Source organism: Falsiruegeria sp. JB4-1 (assembly GCF_055693495.1).
In genome coordinates this window covers 4,036,193-4,052,434 of record NZ_JBVFTZ010000001.1, presented here as the reverse complement: position 1 = coordinate 4,052,434, position 16,242 = coordinate 4,036,193, and the positions used below count along the sequence as shown (strand labels likewise).

At 54.4% G+C, this 16,242-nt stretch carries 13 protein-coding genes and 1 pseudogene; 5 read left to right on the top strand and 9 right to left on the bottom strand.

The window, feature by feature from the left end:
* The first annotated feature begins 20 nt into the window (after positions 1–20).
* Positions 21–1,272, top strand: a pseudogene (locus ACZ1HE_RS20640) (lytic murein transglycosylase).
* An 86-nt stretch (positions 1,273–1,358) separates the two neighbouring features.
* Here the strand turns inward: ACZ1HE_RS20640 and ACZ1HE_RS20635 are convergent.
* The 6 genes from ACZ1HE_RS20635 to ACZ1HE_RS20610 all read right to left on the bottom strand — a co-directional run bounded on the left by ACZ1HE_RS20635 (position 1,359) and on the right by ACZ1HE_RS20610 (position 8,578).
* Positions 1,359–2,570: an ABC transporter permease gene (locus tag ACZ1HE_RS20635; RefSeq protein WP_472623857.1), complete on the bottom strand. Its 1,212-nt coding sequence runs from the start codon at positions 2,568–2,570 to the stop codon at positions 1,359–1,361.
* A gap of 5 nt (positions 2,571–2,575) precedes the next feature.
* Complete coding sequence (locus ACZ1HE_RS20630) at positions 2,576–3,847, bottom strand: ABC transporter permease (RefSeq protein ID WP_472623855.1); 1,272 nt, start codon at positions 3,845–3,847, stop codon at positions 2,576–2,578.
* Between the two features lie 96 nt (positions 3,848–3,943).
* Complete coding sequence (locus ACZ1HE_RS20625) at positions 3,944–5,035, bottom strand: extracellular solute-binding protein (RefSeq protein ID WP_472623853.1); 1,092 nt, start codon at positions 5,033–5,035, stop codon at positions 3,944–3,946.
* A gap of 69 nt (positions 5,036–5,104) precedes the next feature.
* Complete coding sequence (locus tag ACZ1HE_RS20620) at positions 5,105–6,202, bottom strand: ABC transporter ATP-binding protein (RefSeq protein WP_472623851.1); 1,098 nt, start codon at positions 6,200–6,202, stop codon at positions 5,105–5,107.
* Between the two features lie 223 nt (positions 6,203–6,425).
* Positions 6,426–7,823: an aspartate aminotransferase family protein gene (locus tag ACZ1HE_RS20615; protein ID WP_472623849.1), complete on the bottom strand. Its 1,398-nt coding sequence runs from the start codon at positions 7,821–7,823 to the stop codon at positions 6,426–6,428.
* Positions 7,824–7,897: 74 nt separating this feature from the next.
* Positions 7,898–8,578, bottom strand: a complete 681-nt coding sequence (locus tag ACZ1HE_RS20610; protein WP_472623847.1) for a GntR family transcriptional regulator — start codon at positions 8,576–8,578, stop codon at positions 7,898–7,900.
* Positions 8,579–8,722: 144 nt separating this feature from the next.
* Between ACZ1HE_RS20610 and ACZ1HE_RS20605 the strand changes: the two genes are divergently transcribed.
* The 4 genes from ACZ1HE_RS20605 to ACZ1HE_RS20590 all read left to right on the top strand — a co-directional run bounded on the left by ACZ1HE_RS20605 (position 8,723) and on the right by ACZ1HE_RS20590 (position 12,732).
* The gene (locus ACZ1HE_RS20605) at positions 8,723–9,808 is read left to right on the top strand and encodes a polyamine ABC transporter substrate-binding protein (RefSeq protein ID WP_472623845.1); all 1,086 of its coding nucleotides are present in this window, start codon (positions 8,723–8,725) and stop codon (positions 9,806–9,808) included.
* 79 nt (positions 9,809–9,887) lie between these two features.
* Complete coding sequence (locus ACZ1HE_RS20600; RefSeq protein ID WP_472623843.1) at positions 9,888–11,027, top strand: ABC transporter ATP-binding protein; 1,140 nt, start codon at positions 9,888–9,890, stop codon at positions 11,025–11,027.
* Positions 11,027–11,917 carry an ABC transporter permease subunit gene (locus ACZ1HE_RS20595; RefSeq protein ID WP_472623841.1) on the top strand — a complete coding sequence of 297 codons (891 nt, stop codon included), beginning with the start codon at positions 11,027–11,029 and terminating at the stop codon, positions 11,915–11,917. Before ACZ1HE_RS20600 ends, ACZ1HE_RS20595 begins: the two co-directional genes overlap by 1 nt.
* On the top strand, positions 11,914–12,732 hold the full coding sequence (locus tag ACZ1HE_RS20590; RefSeq protein ID WP_472623839.1) for an ABC transporter permease: 819 nt from the start codon (positions 11,914–11,916) through the stop codon (positions 12,730–12,732). Before ACZ1HE_RS20595 ends, ACZ1HE_RS20590 begins: the two co-directional genes overlap by 4 nt.
* A gap of 8 nt (positions 12,733–12,740) precedes the next feature.
* Here the strand turns inward: ACZ1HE_RS20590 and ACZ1HE_RS20585 are convergent, their stop codons facing one another.
* The 3 genes from ACZ1HE_RS20585 to ACZ1HE_RS20575 all read right to left on the bottom strand — a co-directional run bounded on the left by ACZ1HE_RS20585 (position 12,741) and on the right by ACZ1HE_RS20575 (position 16,241).
* A complete protein-coding gene (locus ACZ1HE_RS20585) occupies positions 12,741–13,568 on the bottom strand; it encodes a phosphotransferase (protein ID WP_472623837.1) in 828 nt (275 codons plus the stop codon).
* A 115-nt stretch (positions 13,569–13,683) separates the two neighbouring features.
* Entirely contained in the window at positions 13,684–14,352 is a 669-nt protein-coding gene (locus ACZ1HE_RS20580; RefSeq protein WP_472623835.1) for a flagellar hook capping FlgD N-terminal domain-containing protein, read from the bottom strand.
* A gap of 2 nt (positions 14,353–14,354) precedes the next feature.
* Positions 14,355–16,241 (bottom strand): flagellar hook-length control protein FliK, encoded by a 1,887-nt coding sequence (locus ACZ1HE_RS20575; protein WP_472623833.1) that lies wholly within the window; start codon positions 16,239–16,241, stop codon positions 14,355–14,357.
* Position 16,242: the final 1 nt, after the last annotated feature.

The following is a 16,242-nucleotide window of genomic DNA, read 5'->3' as shown; positions in this document are numbered from 1 at the left end:
CGGCAGTGACCGCTGTAATGATGCCCGGGGCAAGCACCGGGTCCGAAACCGAAACTACCGTCAAACTGGCCTCGGCGGAGGTGTTGACCTCGCTCAGGCCGCAATTGCGCCCTGCACATGTAGATGCGGTGAAATCCACAGCTGTTGCGTCCGAGGGTGGCTTTCAAGAGTGGATCGTGGGCTTTGGTCCCAGTGGCCGAAGCTGCAGGCATCAAGCGGTCTGTCTGGCAGGGCGCCTTAAGCGGTGTGAGCTATGACGCCGAGGTGATCAAACGCGACCGTAACCAATCCGAGTTCACAAAGACGGTTTGGGTCTACCTCGACAGTGCGGCGTCGGATCTGCGGGTCAAGAACGGCAAAGCGGCGCTGAAAAAGCGCAACGCCCTGCTGGACAGGATCGAGGCTAAGTATGGCGTCGAGAAAGAGGTCGTGGTGGCGATCTGGGGACTGGAAAGCGCTTATGGCACCTTTCGGGGATCGAAGAGCGTGATCCGCTCGCTGGCGACCCTGGCGTATGACGCGCGACGCAGTGACTTTTTCGAAGAGCAGTTGGTTGCAGCTTTGCAAATCTTGCAGGCGGGTGATGTGGCCAGTCGCAACATGAATGGCAGTTGGGCAGGGGCGATGGGGCATACGCAGTTCATGCCGACCTCATTCCTTGAGTATGCAGTAGACTACTCTGGCGACGGTAAACGCAACATCTGGTCCGACGATCCGACGGATGCTTTGGCCTCAACCGCGGCCTATCTGGCGGGGCATGGCTGGACCACCGGACAGCCCTGGGGTGTTGAGGTCACGTTGCCCAAAGGGTTCGATTACACTTTGGCAAATCGCGAGATTACCAAGACCCCAAAGGAGTGGGCCAAGCTTGGCGTGAAGGACGTGAATGGCAAGGCGGTGCGCAATCACGGCGCGGCGTCAATCTTGCTTCCCGGTGGGGCAGAGGGCGTGCCCTTCATGATCTTCGACAACTTCGAAGTGCTTGAGAGCTATAACACTGCTGATGCCTATGTAATCGGAGTGGGACACCTTAGCGACCGCATTCGTGGCGAGAGCAAGTTGCAGGGTGACTGGCCACGTGAAGACCGAGCCCTGACCTATGATGAGCGGATCGAATTACAGGAACGGCTGACAGCGAAGGGGTTTGATACCCAAAAGATCGACGCAAAGATTGGCCCGCTGACGATCAACGCGGTCAGGGCCTACCAGGTTGCCAGTGGAATGGTGCCCGATGGCTATGCTTCACCCCGTCTGCTGCAAAGCCTGAGATGAAAAAGAGGGGCGCTGCCCCTCCTTGAACCCGTGGATCAATTCACCCCGCCGTATTGTCCACGAGAAGAACGGCAGGGTGTTTTTCTTTAGCCCGGTGACATGCCCCGCAGTCGTTCCGAACGGCGGCGCAGCAGCTCGACCGTGGTCAGCAGAGCAATTGAGATCACCACGAGGATCGTCGCCACAGCCAGGATGGTCGGCGAGATCTGCTCGCGCAGACCGGTGAACATCTGCCAAGGTAGCGTCTTCTGGCTGGCCGAACCGACAAAGAGCACCACGACAACTTCGTCAAACGAGGTGATGAAGGCAAAGAGGCCGCCCGATATCACGCCCGGCAGGATCAGCGGCATCTGGATGCGGAAGAAGGTCGTGACCGGATTTGCGCCCATGTTTGCCGCGGCACGCGTCAGAGAGCGGTCAAACCCAACCAATGTCGCCGTCACTGTGATGATCACGAACGGAATGCCCAGAACGGCATGGGCCAGAATGACTTTGACGTATCCCACGAAGTTTTTGGAAAGTCCCAGCGTTCCTTCCATCCAGTTGCCGATGCTCGAGTAGAAAAAGAACATGCCGGTGGCCGAGATGATCAGCGGCACAATCATCGGCGAGATCATGACGGCCATGATCGCCCGGCGACCGGGAACATGGCTTTGGCTCAGACCGATGGCGGCCAGCGTACCAAGGCTCACCGAGATGACCGTCGCAATCGGCGCAATGATCAGCGAGTTCTTGAACGAGCGCTGCCATTCATTGTTGGTGAAGAAGTCTTGATAGTGTTTGAGCGAGTAACCTTCAGCCTCAAACCGGAGCATCTCTGGTGTGAACGTAAAGAAGTCCTGTGAGTTAAAGCTGAGAGGCATGACCACAAGGATTGGCGTGATCAGGAATACGAAGATCGCTCCACAAATCACCCTGAAGCCATAGTGCCACAACACCTGGCCTGGGGTCAGGTAGGGCAACAGTCGCTGGCGATAGCGGCCTTCGTACATCCAGTAGGTGAACCAATGAAAGAACCAGCCTGCAATGGCACCCAAGATCGCTCCGGGAATGCCGCCAAAGAAAAAACCGAGGACGACAAAGACGGCGATCGAAATCCACTTTGTCAATTGCTCGTTTTTCAAAGCAAAGATGTAGAGCGCCGCCAACGCTGTCACGATGGCAGCACCAATAATAATGCCCAGGAAGCCAGAACCATTTGCGGTACCAACAAATAGCCCGAGCAACCCGCCTGCCGCCGCAACGGTCGGCAAGACAAGAGACATAGGTTTGCGCGAGATCGGTGTGAGTGCAGCCATGTCCGTTACCCCAGTTTCACGTTGTCGATGCCCACGATCTTGTCATAGGCCCAATAGAGGATCAGAACGACCACCAGAAGGATCGTGCCCAATGCAGCCGCAAGGCCCCAGTTTAGAGAGCTCGAAATGTGGTAGGCAATTCGGTTTGAGATGAAGACACCTTTGGTGCCGCCGACGATTTCAGGCGTGATGTAGTAACCGATCGCCAAGATGAAAACGAGGATCGAGCCCGCTCCAATGCCCGGAATGGACAGCGGGAAATAGACCCGCCAGAACGCCGTCCAGTTGGTCGCGCCCATGGATTTCGCCGCACGCAGATAGGTGGGTTGGATCGTCTGCATCACCGAATACATCGGCAGGATCATGAACGGCAGCAGGATGTGGGTCATCGCGATGATCGTGCCGGTTTGGTTGTTGATCAGGACCAATCGTGAGTCATCCGCCACCATACCAAGCCAGACCAGAACCTCGTTGATGACGCCTTGTTGCTGTAGCATGACCTTCCAGGCCGATGTCCGTACCAGCAGCGAGGTCCAAAATGGCAGAAGCACCAGGATCATCAGAACGTTGGCGGTGCGCATCGGCAGGTTGGCCAGAATCCAAGCCACTGGGTACCCCAGCAAGATACAGGAACCTGTGATTATCAGGGACATTATCAGCGTGCGGCCAAAAAGCTTGACCAGGATCTGCTTGTCTTCTGGCTGAGATTGCGCCCCTTCAGGTGTACGGCGCATATCCACGGCGTTCAGGAAATACCCATTCGTGTAGCGTGGTGAGTGGGTCTTGATCACGCGCCAGGTTTCAACGTCGCCCCATTTCTTGTCGGCCTTGATCAAAGCTTCTTTGAACGGACCATCGGTTTCAGGGTCCATCCGCTTGAGTTTGCGGCCTGACTTGCGGAACAGTGACGACATGCCGGTCTGCTCATAGTTCAACCGGGTGCCAAGGCGGGTGTGTTGTTTGGCTTCAATGGCTGTGACCATGTCCGCCACAAATGCCGCATAAACAGGTTCATCGGGTAATTCGCCGGTGTCAGCGTCCCAAGCCTGAAGTTCAACCACTGTCAACGGCAGGGTATCCGCTACGATGTCGTTTTCCACCGAGCGCGACAGCATCGAAATGATAGGGATGATGAAAGAAAACAGCACAAAGAGGAGCAGCGGCGCAATCAGCATCAGCGCCCTCATCTTTTGCAATCTCAGCGCGCGGGCCAGGCTTTTCTTGAGCGGCGTGCCGTCTGCGGCAAGCATAGGCCCATCGGAGGTGGTGTCCGTCATGTCTTCCCCGTTGGTCTTGTTTTTATTGGTAAATGTCCAAACGAATGGAGGTGGAAAGGGCCTAGTCGTGGCCCTTTCCGAATTCAGACAGGGCGATTATTTCGCCAGCCACGCCTGGAATTTGCCGTCGATGTCATCGCGGTAGTCAGCCCAGAACTCGTAGTTGTAGAGGAACGTGTTCTTTGCGTTTTCCGGATCGGTCGGCATATGCGGTGCCATGTCGATGCCCAGATCGGCGTGCTGGCCAACCAGCGGTGCCGAAGATGCGCGTGCCGGACCGTAAGAGATCCACTTGGCTTGATCCGCCAGACGCTGAGTGTCGGTCGCGAACATGATGTAGTCCAGCGCCTGCTTCTTGCGCTCGTCGCTCAGACCGGCTGGGATGATCCAACCGTCCAGATCGAACACCTGCGCGTCCCACAGCATGGCAACCGGCTGCTTCTGCTCTTCGATGACCGAGAACAGACGACCGTTGTAGGTCGAACCCATTACGATTTCACCATCAGCCAGCAGCTGAGGAGTGTCAGCGCCAGCGGACCACCAGATCACGTCGTCTTTGATGGTGTCCAGTTTTGCCAGAGCCTGATCCTGACCTTCGGGTGTGGCCAGAACGTCATAGACGTCGTCTTTGGCAACACCGTCACAGATCAGAGCCCATTCCATGTTGTTGATCGGGCGCTTCTCAAGCGAACGCTTGCCGGGATATGCATCGGTGTCGAAGACCGCGCAGACGCTTGTGGGTGCAGTGTCGCCAACCAGGTCAGTGCGGTAACCAAAGGTGGTCGAATACACGATCTGCGGGATAAAGCAGTCAGAAACGAGCAGGTCGCCAAAGTCTTCGGACGCCGGGGTGCCATCAGGTGCGGGCGCCAGCATGGTGTCGGCGTCGATTTCCATCGCCAGACCTTCGTCACACAGACGGATTGCATCAGCCGCAACGACGTCGACCACGTCCCAAGTCACGTTGCCTGCTTCGTCCATGGCGCGCAGCTTAGCAACCGCTTCGGCCGAGCTGTCATCGTTGATGATGGTGACGCCGGTCTTTTCCGAATAGGGGTCGTGATACGCATTCTTTTGCGACTTGGTGTACGCGCCACCCCAGGACACGATGGTCATCTCTTGCGCAAAAGCAGCGGGTGCAACCAGCGCCGTTGTCACTGCAAGAGCTGTGAGTTTGGTGAATTTCATATTTCTCTCCATTGTTGAACGTATTTCAAACGGCCCCGATCTGACGTCGGGGTCCGCAAAGGTTTGCGATCAGGCGTCCAGCGCCCGGCAATCTTCAGGAAGCCAACCGATTTCGATCATCGAGCCGGGCTCGTGACGAACCTGATCGGGGGCATTCCTAGTCTTGATGACGAACTCGTCATTTCCAGCAACGCGCAGGCGTGTACGGAAAATGTCGCCCATATAGATGAATTCCAGCACTTCGGCTTTGATCGTATGGGTGCCTTCTTTCAGGCGGTCTTTGTTGTATTCGACCCGCTCGGGGCGGATTGACACGCGGGTGCGGTCGCCGACGCCCACGTTGATCGGTTTTGCATCGATCAACTCGCCATCGTCGAGCTTGACCAGGGCAACCTCGCCGTTGATTTCCTGAACCACGCCTTCAAGCGTGTTGTTTTCGCCAATAAACTGCGCGACGAAACTGTTTTCGGGCTCTTCATACAGTGTATCTGGCGGCGCGAGCTGTTGGATGCGACCGTCGTCGAAAACAGCCACCCGGTCCGACATGGTCATCGCCTCGGTCTGGTCGTGCGTCACATAGACGGTGGTAATGCCCAGGCGGTGCGCCAGATCAGTGATCTCGAACTGCATCTTTTCCCGCAGTTGTTTGTCCAGCGCGCCGAGTGGTTCGTCCATCAAAACCAGTTCAGGTTCGAACACCAGGGCACGCGCCAAAGCGATGCGTTGCTGCTGACCACCAGAAAGCTGTGCTGGACGGCGGCCGCCAAAGGCGCCCATTTCCACCATGTCCAACGCGCGTTTCACCTTCTCCTCACGGTCGGACTTGCCGATCTTGCGCACTTCCAGTGGGAAGCTCAGATTCTCGGCAATCGTCATGTGAGGGAAAAGGGCATAGTTCTGGAACACCATGCCGATGCCGCGTTTGTGCGGTGGGATGTTGTTGATGGACGTTCCGCCCAATCGGATGTCGCCATGTGTTGCGGTCTCAAACCCCGCCAACATCATCAGGCAAGTGGTTTTGCCGGAACCTGACGGGCCAAGCATCGTTAGAAACTCGCCCCTTGGCATTGTTAGATTTAGATCTTTGACGACCAAAGTTTCGCCGTCATAGCTTTTTTGCACACGCTCGAATTCTACGAACGCGTCATTGCTGGATGTTTCAGACAAAGCCAGCTCCCCGAAGTTTGTTTTTTGGTACAGTCTATGCTGCTTTGGACAAAGCTTAAGCGCGCAAACAGCCCAAACGCAACAGAATTACGACGCAAGGGAAACTCTTGCGACCATTTCCAGTTCAAAATCGTCTTTTGATCGATCAAAAAAATTGAGGCGACCGGGAACCCGGACGCCTCAAGAATCAAGCAGTACTGCGAATTTCTGTAAAATTCGAAAGTCAGGACGCGGCTTTCATCATGTCCTTTTCGATCAGTTCCGCATGAGCTTCGTCCAGCGACTTGCGAATCCTCGCCATCATCTCGTCAATGTCAGCCGGAGTCAGAATCAGCGGCGGCGAAATGATCATGCGGTCACCGACATGGCGCATCACGAGGTTGTTGGCAAAGCAGCGATCGCGGCAAATATAGCCGACAGTGCCGGGCTCTGATGCAAACTTGGCGCGGCTGGCCTTGTCCGGGGTCAGAGCAATCGATGCCATCATGCCGCAAATCTTGGCCTCACCGACCAGCGGGTGGTCGGCCAAGGCTTCCCATTTCTCTTTCAGATATGGAGCAGCCACATTACGGACATGATCAACGATGCCCTCTTCTTCGAGGATGCGCAGGTTTTCCAGCGCAACGGCAGCGGCAACAGGGTGACCGGAATACGTATAGCCGTGGTTAAACTCTCCACCGGCGATCACCTCAGCCACTTCGTCACAAACGATCGAGCCGCCGATGGGCGCATAGCCCGAGCTCAGACCTTTGGCGATTGTCATGATGTGCGGCTTGATGCCGACGGTTTCCGAGCCAAACCAGTCGCCGGTTCGGCCAAAGCCACAGATCACCTCGTCCGCGATCAACAGAATATCGTATTTGTCACAGATGCGCTGGATCTCGGGCCAGTAGGTTGCTGGTGGAACGATCACGCCTCCCGCACCTTGGATCGGTTCACCGATAAAGGCCGCGACGCGGTCTTCGCCCAACTCCAGAATGGCTTTTTCCAGCTCTTGCGCGCGGGCCAGACCAAAATCTTCGGGGGACATATGGCCACCTTCGGCCCACCAGTTGGGCTGTTCAATGTGGTGAATGTCCGGGATCGGCATTCCGCCCTGAGCATGCATGTGCACCATGCCTCCCAAGCTTCCCGACCCAACCGACGAGCCGTGGTAGGCGTTCTTACGGCTTATTATGATGTTCTTGCCTGGTTGGCCTTTGTTGGCCCAATAGGTGCGAACCATGCGGATGTTGGTGTCGTTCGCCTCGGATCCTCCGGCAGCAAAGAACACGTGGTTCAGATCGCCGGGTGCCAGTTCCGCCAGTTTTTTGGCGAGCGCAATAACAGGTACATGCGTGGTCTGGAAAAAAGTGTTGTAGTAGGGCAGCTCACGCATCTGACGAGCGGCGACTTCAGCCAGCTCGTCCCGGCCATAGCCGATGTTGACGCACCACAGGCCCGCCATCGCATCGAGGATCTCCTGTCCATCGCTGTCGGTCAGATAGACGCCATTGGCCCGCGTGATGACGCGCGCGCCTTTTTTAGCCAACTCGCCGTTGGCGGTAAACGGGTGCATGTGGTGGGCGGCATCCAGAGCTTGAAGCTCGGCCGTGGGCAGGTGGTTTGTGATAGTCGACATGGTGCGGACTCCTCGCAAAGGGGCTTTGAGCGCAGAATATGATCAAATTATCCTAAGTCAATCGACAAGCCGAGTCACGGGGTGTTTGCAAACATTCCGACCATTAGTTCCATGCCTTGTTCAACGTCCTGTTCCATGGCGCGACCAGCGGCCAGAGCATCGCCATCGCGCAGGGCGGTCAACATGTCCTTGTGTCGGTCGGGCAGGTTTTGTGTTCCAAAACGGCCACATACAACGCGCAAAGAGGGACCAAACCGCAGCCACATACGGTCTGCCAGATCGCGCATGATCGGAGCATCCGAAGCCTGATACAGGGTTTCGTGAAACGCATGGTTGTGACGCAAATAGCCGGCAACATCACCGACTGCGATGGCCTGATCAAGCGCGTCGTCGATCGCCTCAAGCGCATCTACCTGGGCCGGTGTGATGCGTAACGCGGCCCGTCGTGCAAGCTCGGACTCGGTTGATTTCCTTACGTAAATCAATTGTTCGACGTCATTGGCCGTTAAAACAGGGACACTCACACGGCGATTCCCCTGGAAAATCAACGCCCCGTCTGAGATCAATCGGCGAATTGCTTCGCGCACGGGGGTCATACCAACACCCAGCGAATCAGTCAGACCCTGGATGGTCACAGCCTGCCCCGGAGCCATCTCGCCGAACAGAATTTGTGCTTTGAGCGTCTGGTAGACCTGCTCATGTGCGGGGCGCTTGCCGGTTTCAGATTTTTCGGCAGGGGCCTTATTTTTGATCATATTCAAGGGGCTTGACCCAGTTTTTGTTACGTTGTTTTGCGTTTGTGTTGGTTGGAATAATAAACACTGTTGCCGCAGAAGGCAAAACTTGATCAAATCTACGCAGGCGGGAGCATACCCGCTGCCAAGCAGGGAGACACCCATATGAAATTCAAATCTTTGACGCTGACAGCTGTGCTAGCGCTTGCAACTTCGGCGGCCTTTGCCGAAGAGGTCCGCGTCTATAACTGGTCCGACTACATTGACGAAGAACTGCTGTCGAAGTTCGAAGAGGAAACCGGGATCGATCTGATCTACGACGTTTTCGATAGCAACGAGGTTCTTGAAACAAAGATGTTGTCCGGAGGCTCGGGGTACGACGTCGTTGTTCCCTCTGGAACTTTCCTGCAACGTCAAATTCAGGCGGGGGCGTTCCAGAAACTGGACATGTCCAAGCTGCCCAATGCGACTAACCTGTGGGATGTGATCAAGGATCGGACTTCTGGCTACGACCCAGACAATGCTTATTCCATCAACTATATGTGGGGCACAACTGGACTGGGTGTGAACGTCGCGAAAGTTAAAGAAGTTTTGGGTGAGGATGCACCGCTCAGCAGCATGGACCTGGTTCTGAAACCCGAGAACATGGAAAAGCTGGCCTCGTGCGGGGTGCATTTCCTGGATGCGCCGTCCGAAATGATCCCGATGGTTCTGCAGTATTTGGGTGAAGACCCTGACAGCCACGACAAGGACGTGATCAGCAAAGCCGAGCCGATTCTGGCTGCGGTGCGCCCGCATATCCAGAAGTTCCATAGTTCGGAGTACATCAACGCGCTGGCCAATGGCGATATTTGTGTGGCCGTCGGATGGTCGGGTGACATTCTGCAAGCCCGCGACCGTGCAGCGGAGGCCGAAAATGGCGTCGAAATCGCTTACAACGCGTTTTCGCAGGGTTCGTTGATGTGGTTCGACCAGATGGCCATTCCGGTAGACGCTCCCAACCCGGACGCGGCACACAAGTTCCTGAACTTCATTCTGGATGCTGAAAACATGGCGGCGGCGTCGAACTACGTCTACTACGCCAATGGCAACAAGGCTTCGCAGCCGCTGTTGGAATCCGATGTGATTGATGATCCCGCGATCTATCCGGATGAGGCGACGATGCAGAACCTCTACATCACGACGCCCTACCCGGCCAAAACCCAACGGGTGGTGACGCGCTTGTGGACCAAGGTAAAGTCAGGGACCTGATGCAAAACAATGAGTTACCGGATAGGGCCACCTATCCGGCAACTTCGTTTAGTCAGTATAGAATTCGCACTCAGGACAAATGGGGGATAACTTGAACTCGACTGTTTTTGCGCCGTGGGACGATCCTCAGGCTGAGCCGCTGATCCGATTTCGAAATGTCACAAAACGATTTGGCTCTTTCACGGCCATCAACGACCTGACGTTGGACATCTTTGAAAAAGAGTTCTTTGCCCTGCTAGGTCCTTCGGGGTGTGGTAAGACCACTTTGATGCGCATGCTGGCCGGTTTCGAAAACCCGACCGAAGGAGCGATCGAGCTTGCCGGTCAAGATATTGCAGGCGTTCCCCCAAACAAGCGTGCAGTGAACATGATGTTCCAATCCTACGCGTTGTTTCCGCACCTCGACATTTGGGAAAACATAGCCTTTGGCCTGAAACGAGACAAAGTGCCCAAGCTGGAACTTGAGGCGCGGGTTGAAGAGATGTTGAAACTGACCCGCTTGGAGAAGTTCGCAAAACGCAAGCCTCATCAGATTTCAGGCGGTCAAAGACAGCGCGTGGCTCTTGCACGGTCTTTGGCCAAAGCTCCCAAGTTGTTGCTTCTGGATGAACCGCTCGGTGCCTTGGACAAGAAACTGCGTCAGGACACCCAGTTCGAATTGATGGATATCCAGGAAAAGACTGGAACGACTTTTGTGATTGTGACCCACGATCAGGAAGAGGCGATGACCGTGGCCAGTCGGGTCGCTGTCATGGACGAAGGGCGTCTGATTCAGGTCGCTACACCAGATCGGATCTATGAAAACCCTGAATCCGTATATGTCGCGGACTTTATCGGGGACGTGAATATCATCCAAGGCCGCGCCAGTGCAGACGCGGAAGGCGCTTACAAGATCGATTGGTCCGAGGGGCAAAATCCGATAACCGCCATTTCTTCGACCCAATTCGAAAATGGTCAGACATGCCATTTGGCAATTCGACCAGAAAAGGTGACGATCTCCGCCGACCGCCCGGAAGATGCCTCTAACGTGGTTCAAGGACGCGTGCACGACATTGCTTACCTGGGCAACCTTTCAACCTACCACGTTGAATTACCCAACGGTTCGATCATAAAAGCGCAAGCTGCCAATACACGCCGGATTTCTCGTCGTAGCTTTACTTGGGAAGACCCTGTTTGGTTGTCTTGGACAGCCACCGCGGGCGTCTTGTTGGCAAACTGATGCGCCGCGCCGTTCTGATCGCCGTTCCGTACTTCTGGCTATTGGCGCTGTTTTTGGTGCCGTTCGGAATCGTTCTTAAGATTTCGTTGAGCGATACCGCAATCGCCATCCCGCCCTATGTGCCTTCCTTGGATCTGTCCGAAGGGTGGCAAGGGTTTCGGACATTCTTGTCTCAATTGGATTTTGAGAATTTCATCTGGTTGACCGAGGATGACCTGTACTGGAAAGCTTACCTTAGTAGCCTAAAGATCGCCGTGATCGCGACGATACTGACCCTGATTGTGGGTTATCCGATGGCATATGGAATGGCGCGTGCGCCTGAAGAGTGGCGACCTACGTTGATGATGTTGGTCATCTTGCCATTTTGGACATCATTCCTGATCAGGGTTTATGCGTGGATGGGAATTCTGAGCAACGAGGGGTTTCTAAATCAGATCTTGTTGTGGACGGGGTTGATCTCAACCCCTCTTACAATTCTCAACACCAATACCGCCGTCTATATCGGGATCGTTTACACATATTTGCCCTTCATGATTCTTCCGATTTATGCAGCACTTGATCGGTTGGACGGATCTCTGATCGAAGCCGCCGAAGACCTTGGGTGTTCAAGACTCCGGGCGTTTTGGTTGGTGACCATCCCCTTGTCGCGGCCTGGAATTGTTGCCGGTTCTTTCTTGGTGTTCATCCCGGTTCTGGGTGAATTCGTGATCCCATCTTTGTTGGGTGGATCGGGAACATTGATGATCGGCAAGGTTCTTTGGGAAGAGTTTTTCTCGAATCGTGATTGGCCGGTGGCAAGTGCTGTGGCTGTCCTCCTGCTGCTGATCCTGATCATTCCGATCGTTGTTTTCCAGCGCAACCAGCAACAGCAGGCGGAGATTGAGAAATGAACAAACTCAGTTGGTTCAACGTCGTCTCGCTAACCATCGGGTTCGCCTTCCTGTATATCCCGATGTTGATCCTGATCATCTTTAGTTTCAACGAAAGCAAACTGGTGACAGTTTGGGCCGGGTTTTCGACCAAGTGGTATGGGGCACTTCTTCAGAATGAGGCGTTTCTCAATGCAGCTTGGGTGACATTGAAAGTGGCGGTGATCTCATCAACATTTGCGACGGTTCTGGGAACCATGGCAGCCTATGTCATGGTGCGTGGTGGGCGCTTCTTTGGTCGAACGCTGTTTTCGGGAATGATCTACGCGCCACTGGTTATGCCGGAAGTCATTACCGGTCTGTCGTTGCTGTTGCTGTTCATTGGGATCGGTTTGGACAGAGGCGTATTGACCATTGTTCTTGCGCATACAACGTTCTCGATGTGCTATGTGTCGGTGGTTGTATCGTCGAGGCTGGTAACCTTTGACCGTTCGCTGGAAGAAGCCGCCTTGGATTTGGGGTGCTCCGCGTCCGAGGCATTCAGATTGGTGACCCTACCTATCATCGCACCGGCCGTCATATCTGGCTGGTTGCTGGCTTTCACTCTGTCCCTTGATGATCTTGTGATTGCGTCATTTACCTCTGGACCTTCGGCCACGACATTGCCGATCAAAATCTTCTCGGCTGTTCGGTTGGGCGTTTCACCAGAGATCAATGCTCTCTCAACAATCATGATTGCAATCGTCACTGTGGGCGTGTTGACCGCATCCCTTGTCAGCAAACGGGCGTTGGTGCGACAAAAACAGGAAGAACAGGCCGCGGACCGTACCGCCTGACTCTTTGGTCAGGCCGCATCCAGTGCTTGAAGTTCAAGTTCGAGCGCTTTGGCATAATCGGTTTCGCCCTTTTCCAGACGCCACAGGCAATAGGCAGCCATGCGCCAATGAAACCACGGGCAAACTTCATGATACCGCTGCGTGACCTCTCTGTTTGGATAGGCATCCAAAAATACTTGGGTTTCGGCATCTGATAGCGGGGTTCCGCGATACAGCAGTTGCATGGCAGGGGATAGAAACATCGCCAGATCTTCTGCAGGGTCTCCTACTGCGGGACATTGCCAGTCAATCAGCATGGCTTGGTTGTTTTGAACAAGAATATTGCCAGGTACGGGATCGCCATGAATCAGCGTTCTGGTAGGATAGGGCGCAATGTGTTGCTTCGGCTCTCGGCCCCATATCCTGGAACTTGCAGACTTGGAACATTCACCCAAAATCGCATTGGCGTGTATCCAAAGTTCGTGACTGCCGTTGCAGCCGTCAGGCACGTCTTTTGGAACTGGATGGGCATGCAATCGATGCAGCATATGAGCGACCGGTTTTGGGTCAGAGGTCCAGCACACGCCGGGCGCGTGATCGTAGAGCAACCAGTATGTGCCATCCCAGACACCACTTTCGTGCAATTTGGGCGCAAGACTTTTATGCGCAAGGGTGTTCAGACAAATGCGTTCTAGGGTTGGGTCGTTTCGAAACAAAGGATTTCCGCCATTTACCCGATACAGTTTGAGTACCGTGCTGTGGCGTGATCCAACTACCTTCCAGACCCTATTTGTTCGCCCACCCAGAAGTCTCTCAAACTGGTCGCCACGGCCCAGAATATCGCGTTCAACTAGCATCGAAACCAGCGTGGACGGCGGCATTTGGTTTGAAAGGGTCAGCGGAGTGCTCGATCAAAAGGTGTGATTCGAGAGTGATAGATACTCTGTCAGTCAAACTTGTGCATCATGTTTCTTATGCACGCACCGCTGATACCGTCGAAGCAAGAATTGCGTCGCCACCCTCAAGAATCAAGACGACCTCACCGTTTTGTATCTGCGCTTCGATCACCTTGTTGTAAACGGGCGCGGCCTCTTCAAGAATGACCTGACCGTCCTTAAGGCTTTGAACCGCAAAGCTGTATGAGCCGCTCGGTACCGGATTACCCGTGTTGTCGACCCCATCCCAAATGACGGAATCCGCCGAAACTGGAATTGCTAACCGATCCACCTGGCTTCCGCTTTGATCGCGTACAATAAGAAACGCTGCGTCCGCCGATGCAACGGGTGCGGCTGAAACCGTGATTGGGGCCCCGTTGAAATGGCCGGGGGCAAAGGCTCGGGCTTCCATTCCGATCCAATTGGACAGCTCATTCATGTTGACGGCGCTCAACTTGTTGACCAGTGATTCCAGCATGTTGTTGGTTTTTGTTTGCTGTTCAACCATTGAAAACTGTGCAAGCTGCGCTGCGTATTCAGACGAATCCAGCGGCTCAAGCGGGTCTTGGTTTTGGGCCTGCGTGGTCAGCATTCGCAAGAAGGTTTCAAAATCTGAAGTCAGCGCTTGCTGTGTGCTCGTTCCTTGCTGCGGGGCTGAGGACGAAGTGACCGTGTTACTGGGTTGCGCGACTTGGGATGCGTCCATGTTCAAAGCCTCAAATCAATGCCGGTCTGATCATTCAGACGGGCAATTCTGTTGGTTTCATCGATATCGCTAGGGGCGATGGATTGAGTACGTTCATCGTCACTTGTGTTTTGATCTTGTCTTTGAGGGTTTTCGGACGTGGAGGACCTTTCAGAAAAATTCAGTTCAACCTGGTCAAAACCCATCCGTCGGAGATCTTGGATCAATTGTTCAGAGTATCGTCGAACGAGCTCCGATGTTTCCAGCCGCTCGGCGGTGATCGTCACCGTCATGCTGGTTTCGTTTGACTGCATTGTCATCTTTAACCGACCAAGTTCTTCAGATTGGTGGGTGATATCCATTGATCCAGCACTTCGCCTTGCCATCTGCTCGCTGACTTGAGCGGACAGAGATCTGAGGAGGTCAACTCGCGCCAGGTCCTGCGCGTTCTGCGGACTTTGAAAATTTGGGCCTACCAGACCACTACCAGAAAGCCGTTCGTCCGAGATCTGCAATGCCGGATCAAGCTCGGGGGTTTGTGCAGCATCGGCGACAAGTTCTGGTGTCACATACGGGGCTAAAGTTGCCTGTGCGTCAGGTTTTGGGGCCATACTCATCGTCTGGGCATTGCGCCTCTGATCTGAGTTAGAGCGCTGATTTCCACTTGGGTCAGGTACGGTTACTTCACTTCCGCTCTCGGCCTGCATGGCGAAAATGTTCTCGCTGTGAGCCGCATTACCAGGAGCCCGCACGTTCGTTGCAGTTAGCGCATACAATTGGTGCGAAAGTACGCCATCGTTGGTGCTTTCTTGGGCGACCGAAATTGTCTGAGCGAGAAATTGCTGTTGCCCCAAGCTGCGCGTCTCGTTCCCAGTCGATGGAGGCGTACCCTGCTGTTCACCCTGTTTCGCGGCCAATATTCCTGGGGTTGCCGTTACAACTGTTCTCGAATGAGAATCTGTAGAGACCGATTGGGGCTTGTCCAGAAGGTATTGAGGGCTTTTTGTTTCGTCTTGTACAGAAGCCAGATTGGCAAAACTTGCGGACGCATCTGGCGCTGTCGACTCTGCGACCCTACCCGAGACCAGAGAACCCGGCGAGTGTAGCATTTTTTCGTTGTTGAGGGCGTGCGCTTCGGTTTTGTGACTGACGCCAACAGAGTTGAACTGAAAAGCCAGGACATTTTTTTCCAACGAATTTTTGTGGTCTGGCGTTCCAACCGACTCAGGATTGGGGAGCAAACGGTCCAAATCGTCTCGACTATACCGCCCCATACCCGAATGGTCCGGTAGAATTGGCGATTTTCCTGTGAGTGAGGCCGCTTCCGATGTGCTTTGCAGACCAAAAACTTTGGCCTCTGGCTGGCCCGAACCGGGCTTTGTAGCGGATTCCATTGCTCCATTCGCGACGGGATTCTGGGTGACGGGCGATACAGATTTATTCAACCAAAGGTCGGATATTTGGCCTATACTTGACGAGTTCCAAACCTGTGTATGTCCTTCTTCGAGGCCGTCCACGACGTTTGTTCCTTCTTGATCAGCTGTTTGTTGAACGCCCTCGGTCGAATCTGTCTCCTGTGTCGATTCATCGTTTGGATCCGAAGGGGTCGGTTCTGATGAATCTGACTGTTCAAGCACCGAAGCGAAATCTGTCACCTTGGTCTTTGAAGAACGCTCTGTAGAGCGCGTTCCATTGGTGTCGCCGGGTCCATCAACAGTTTTGAGTGGAAGCAGATTGTTTGTGATCACGGGTCTGAACCTTCTTTGATGTAAAAAACAATCTCTCAATCCGGTTACATTTTTTTTAACTGCTTTCAGGTCAGGCTGAGAAAATTCGATGCAATTTGAGAGGAAGCGATGGCCCCTGTGATTCAACCGACCCCAATGCAGAATTCGCTGCCGGATACTCAAC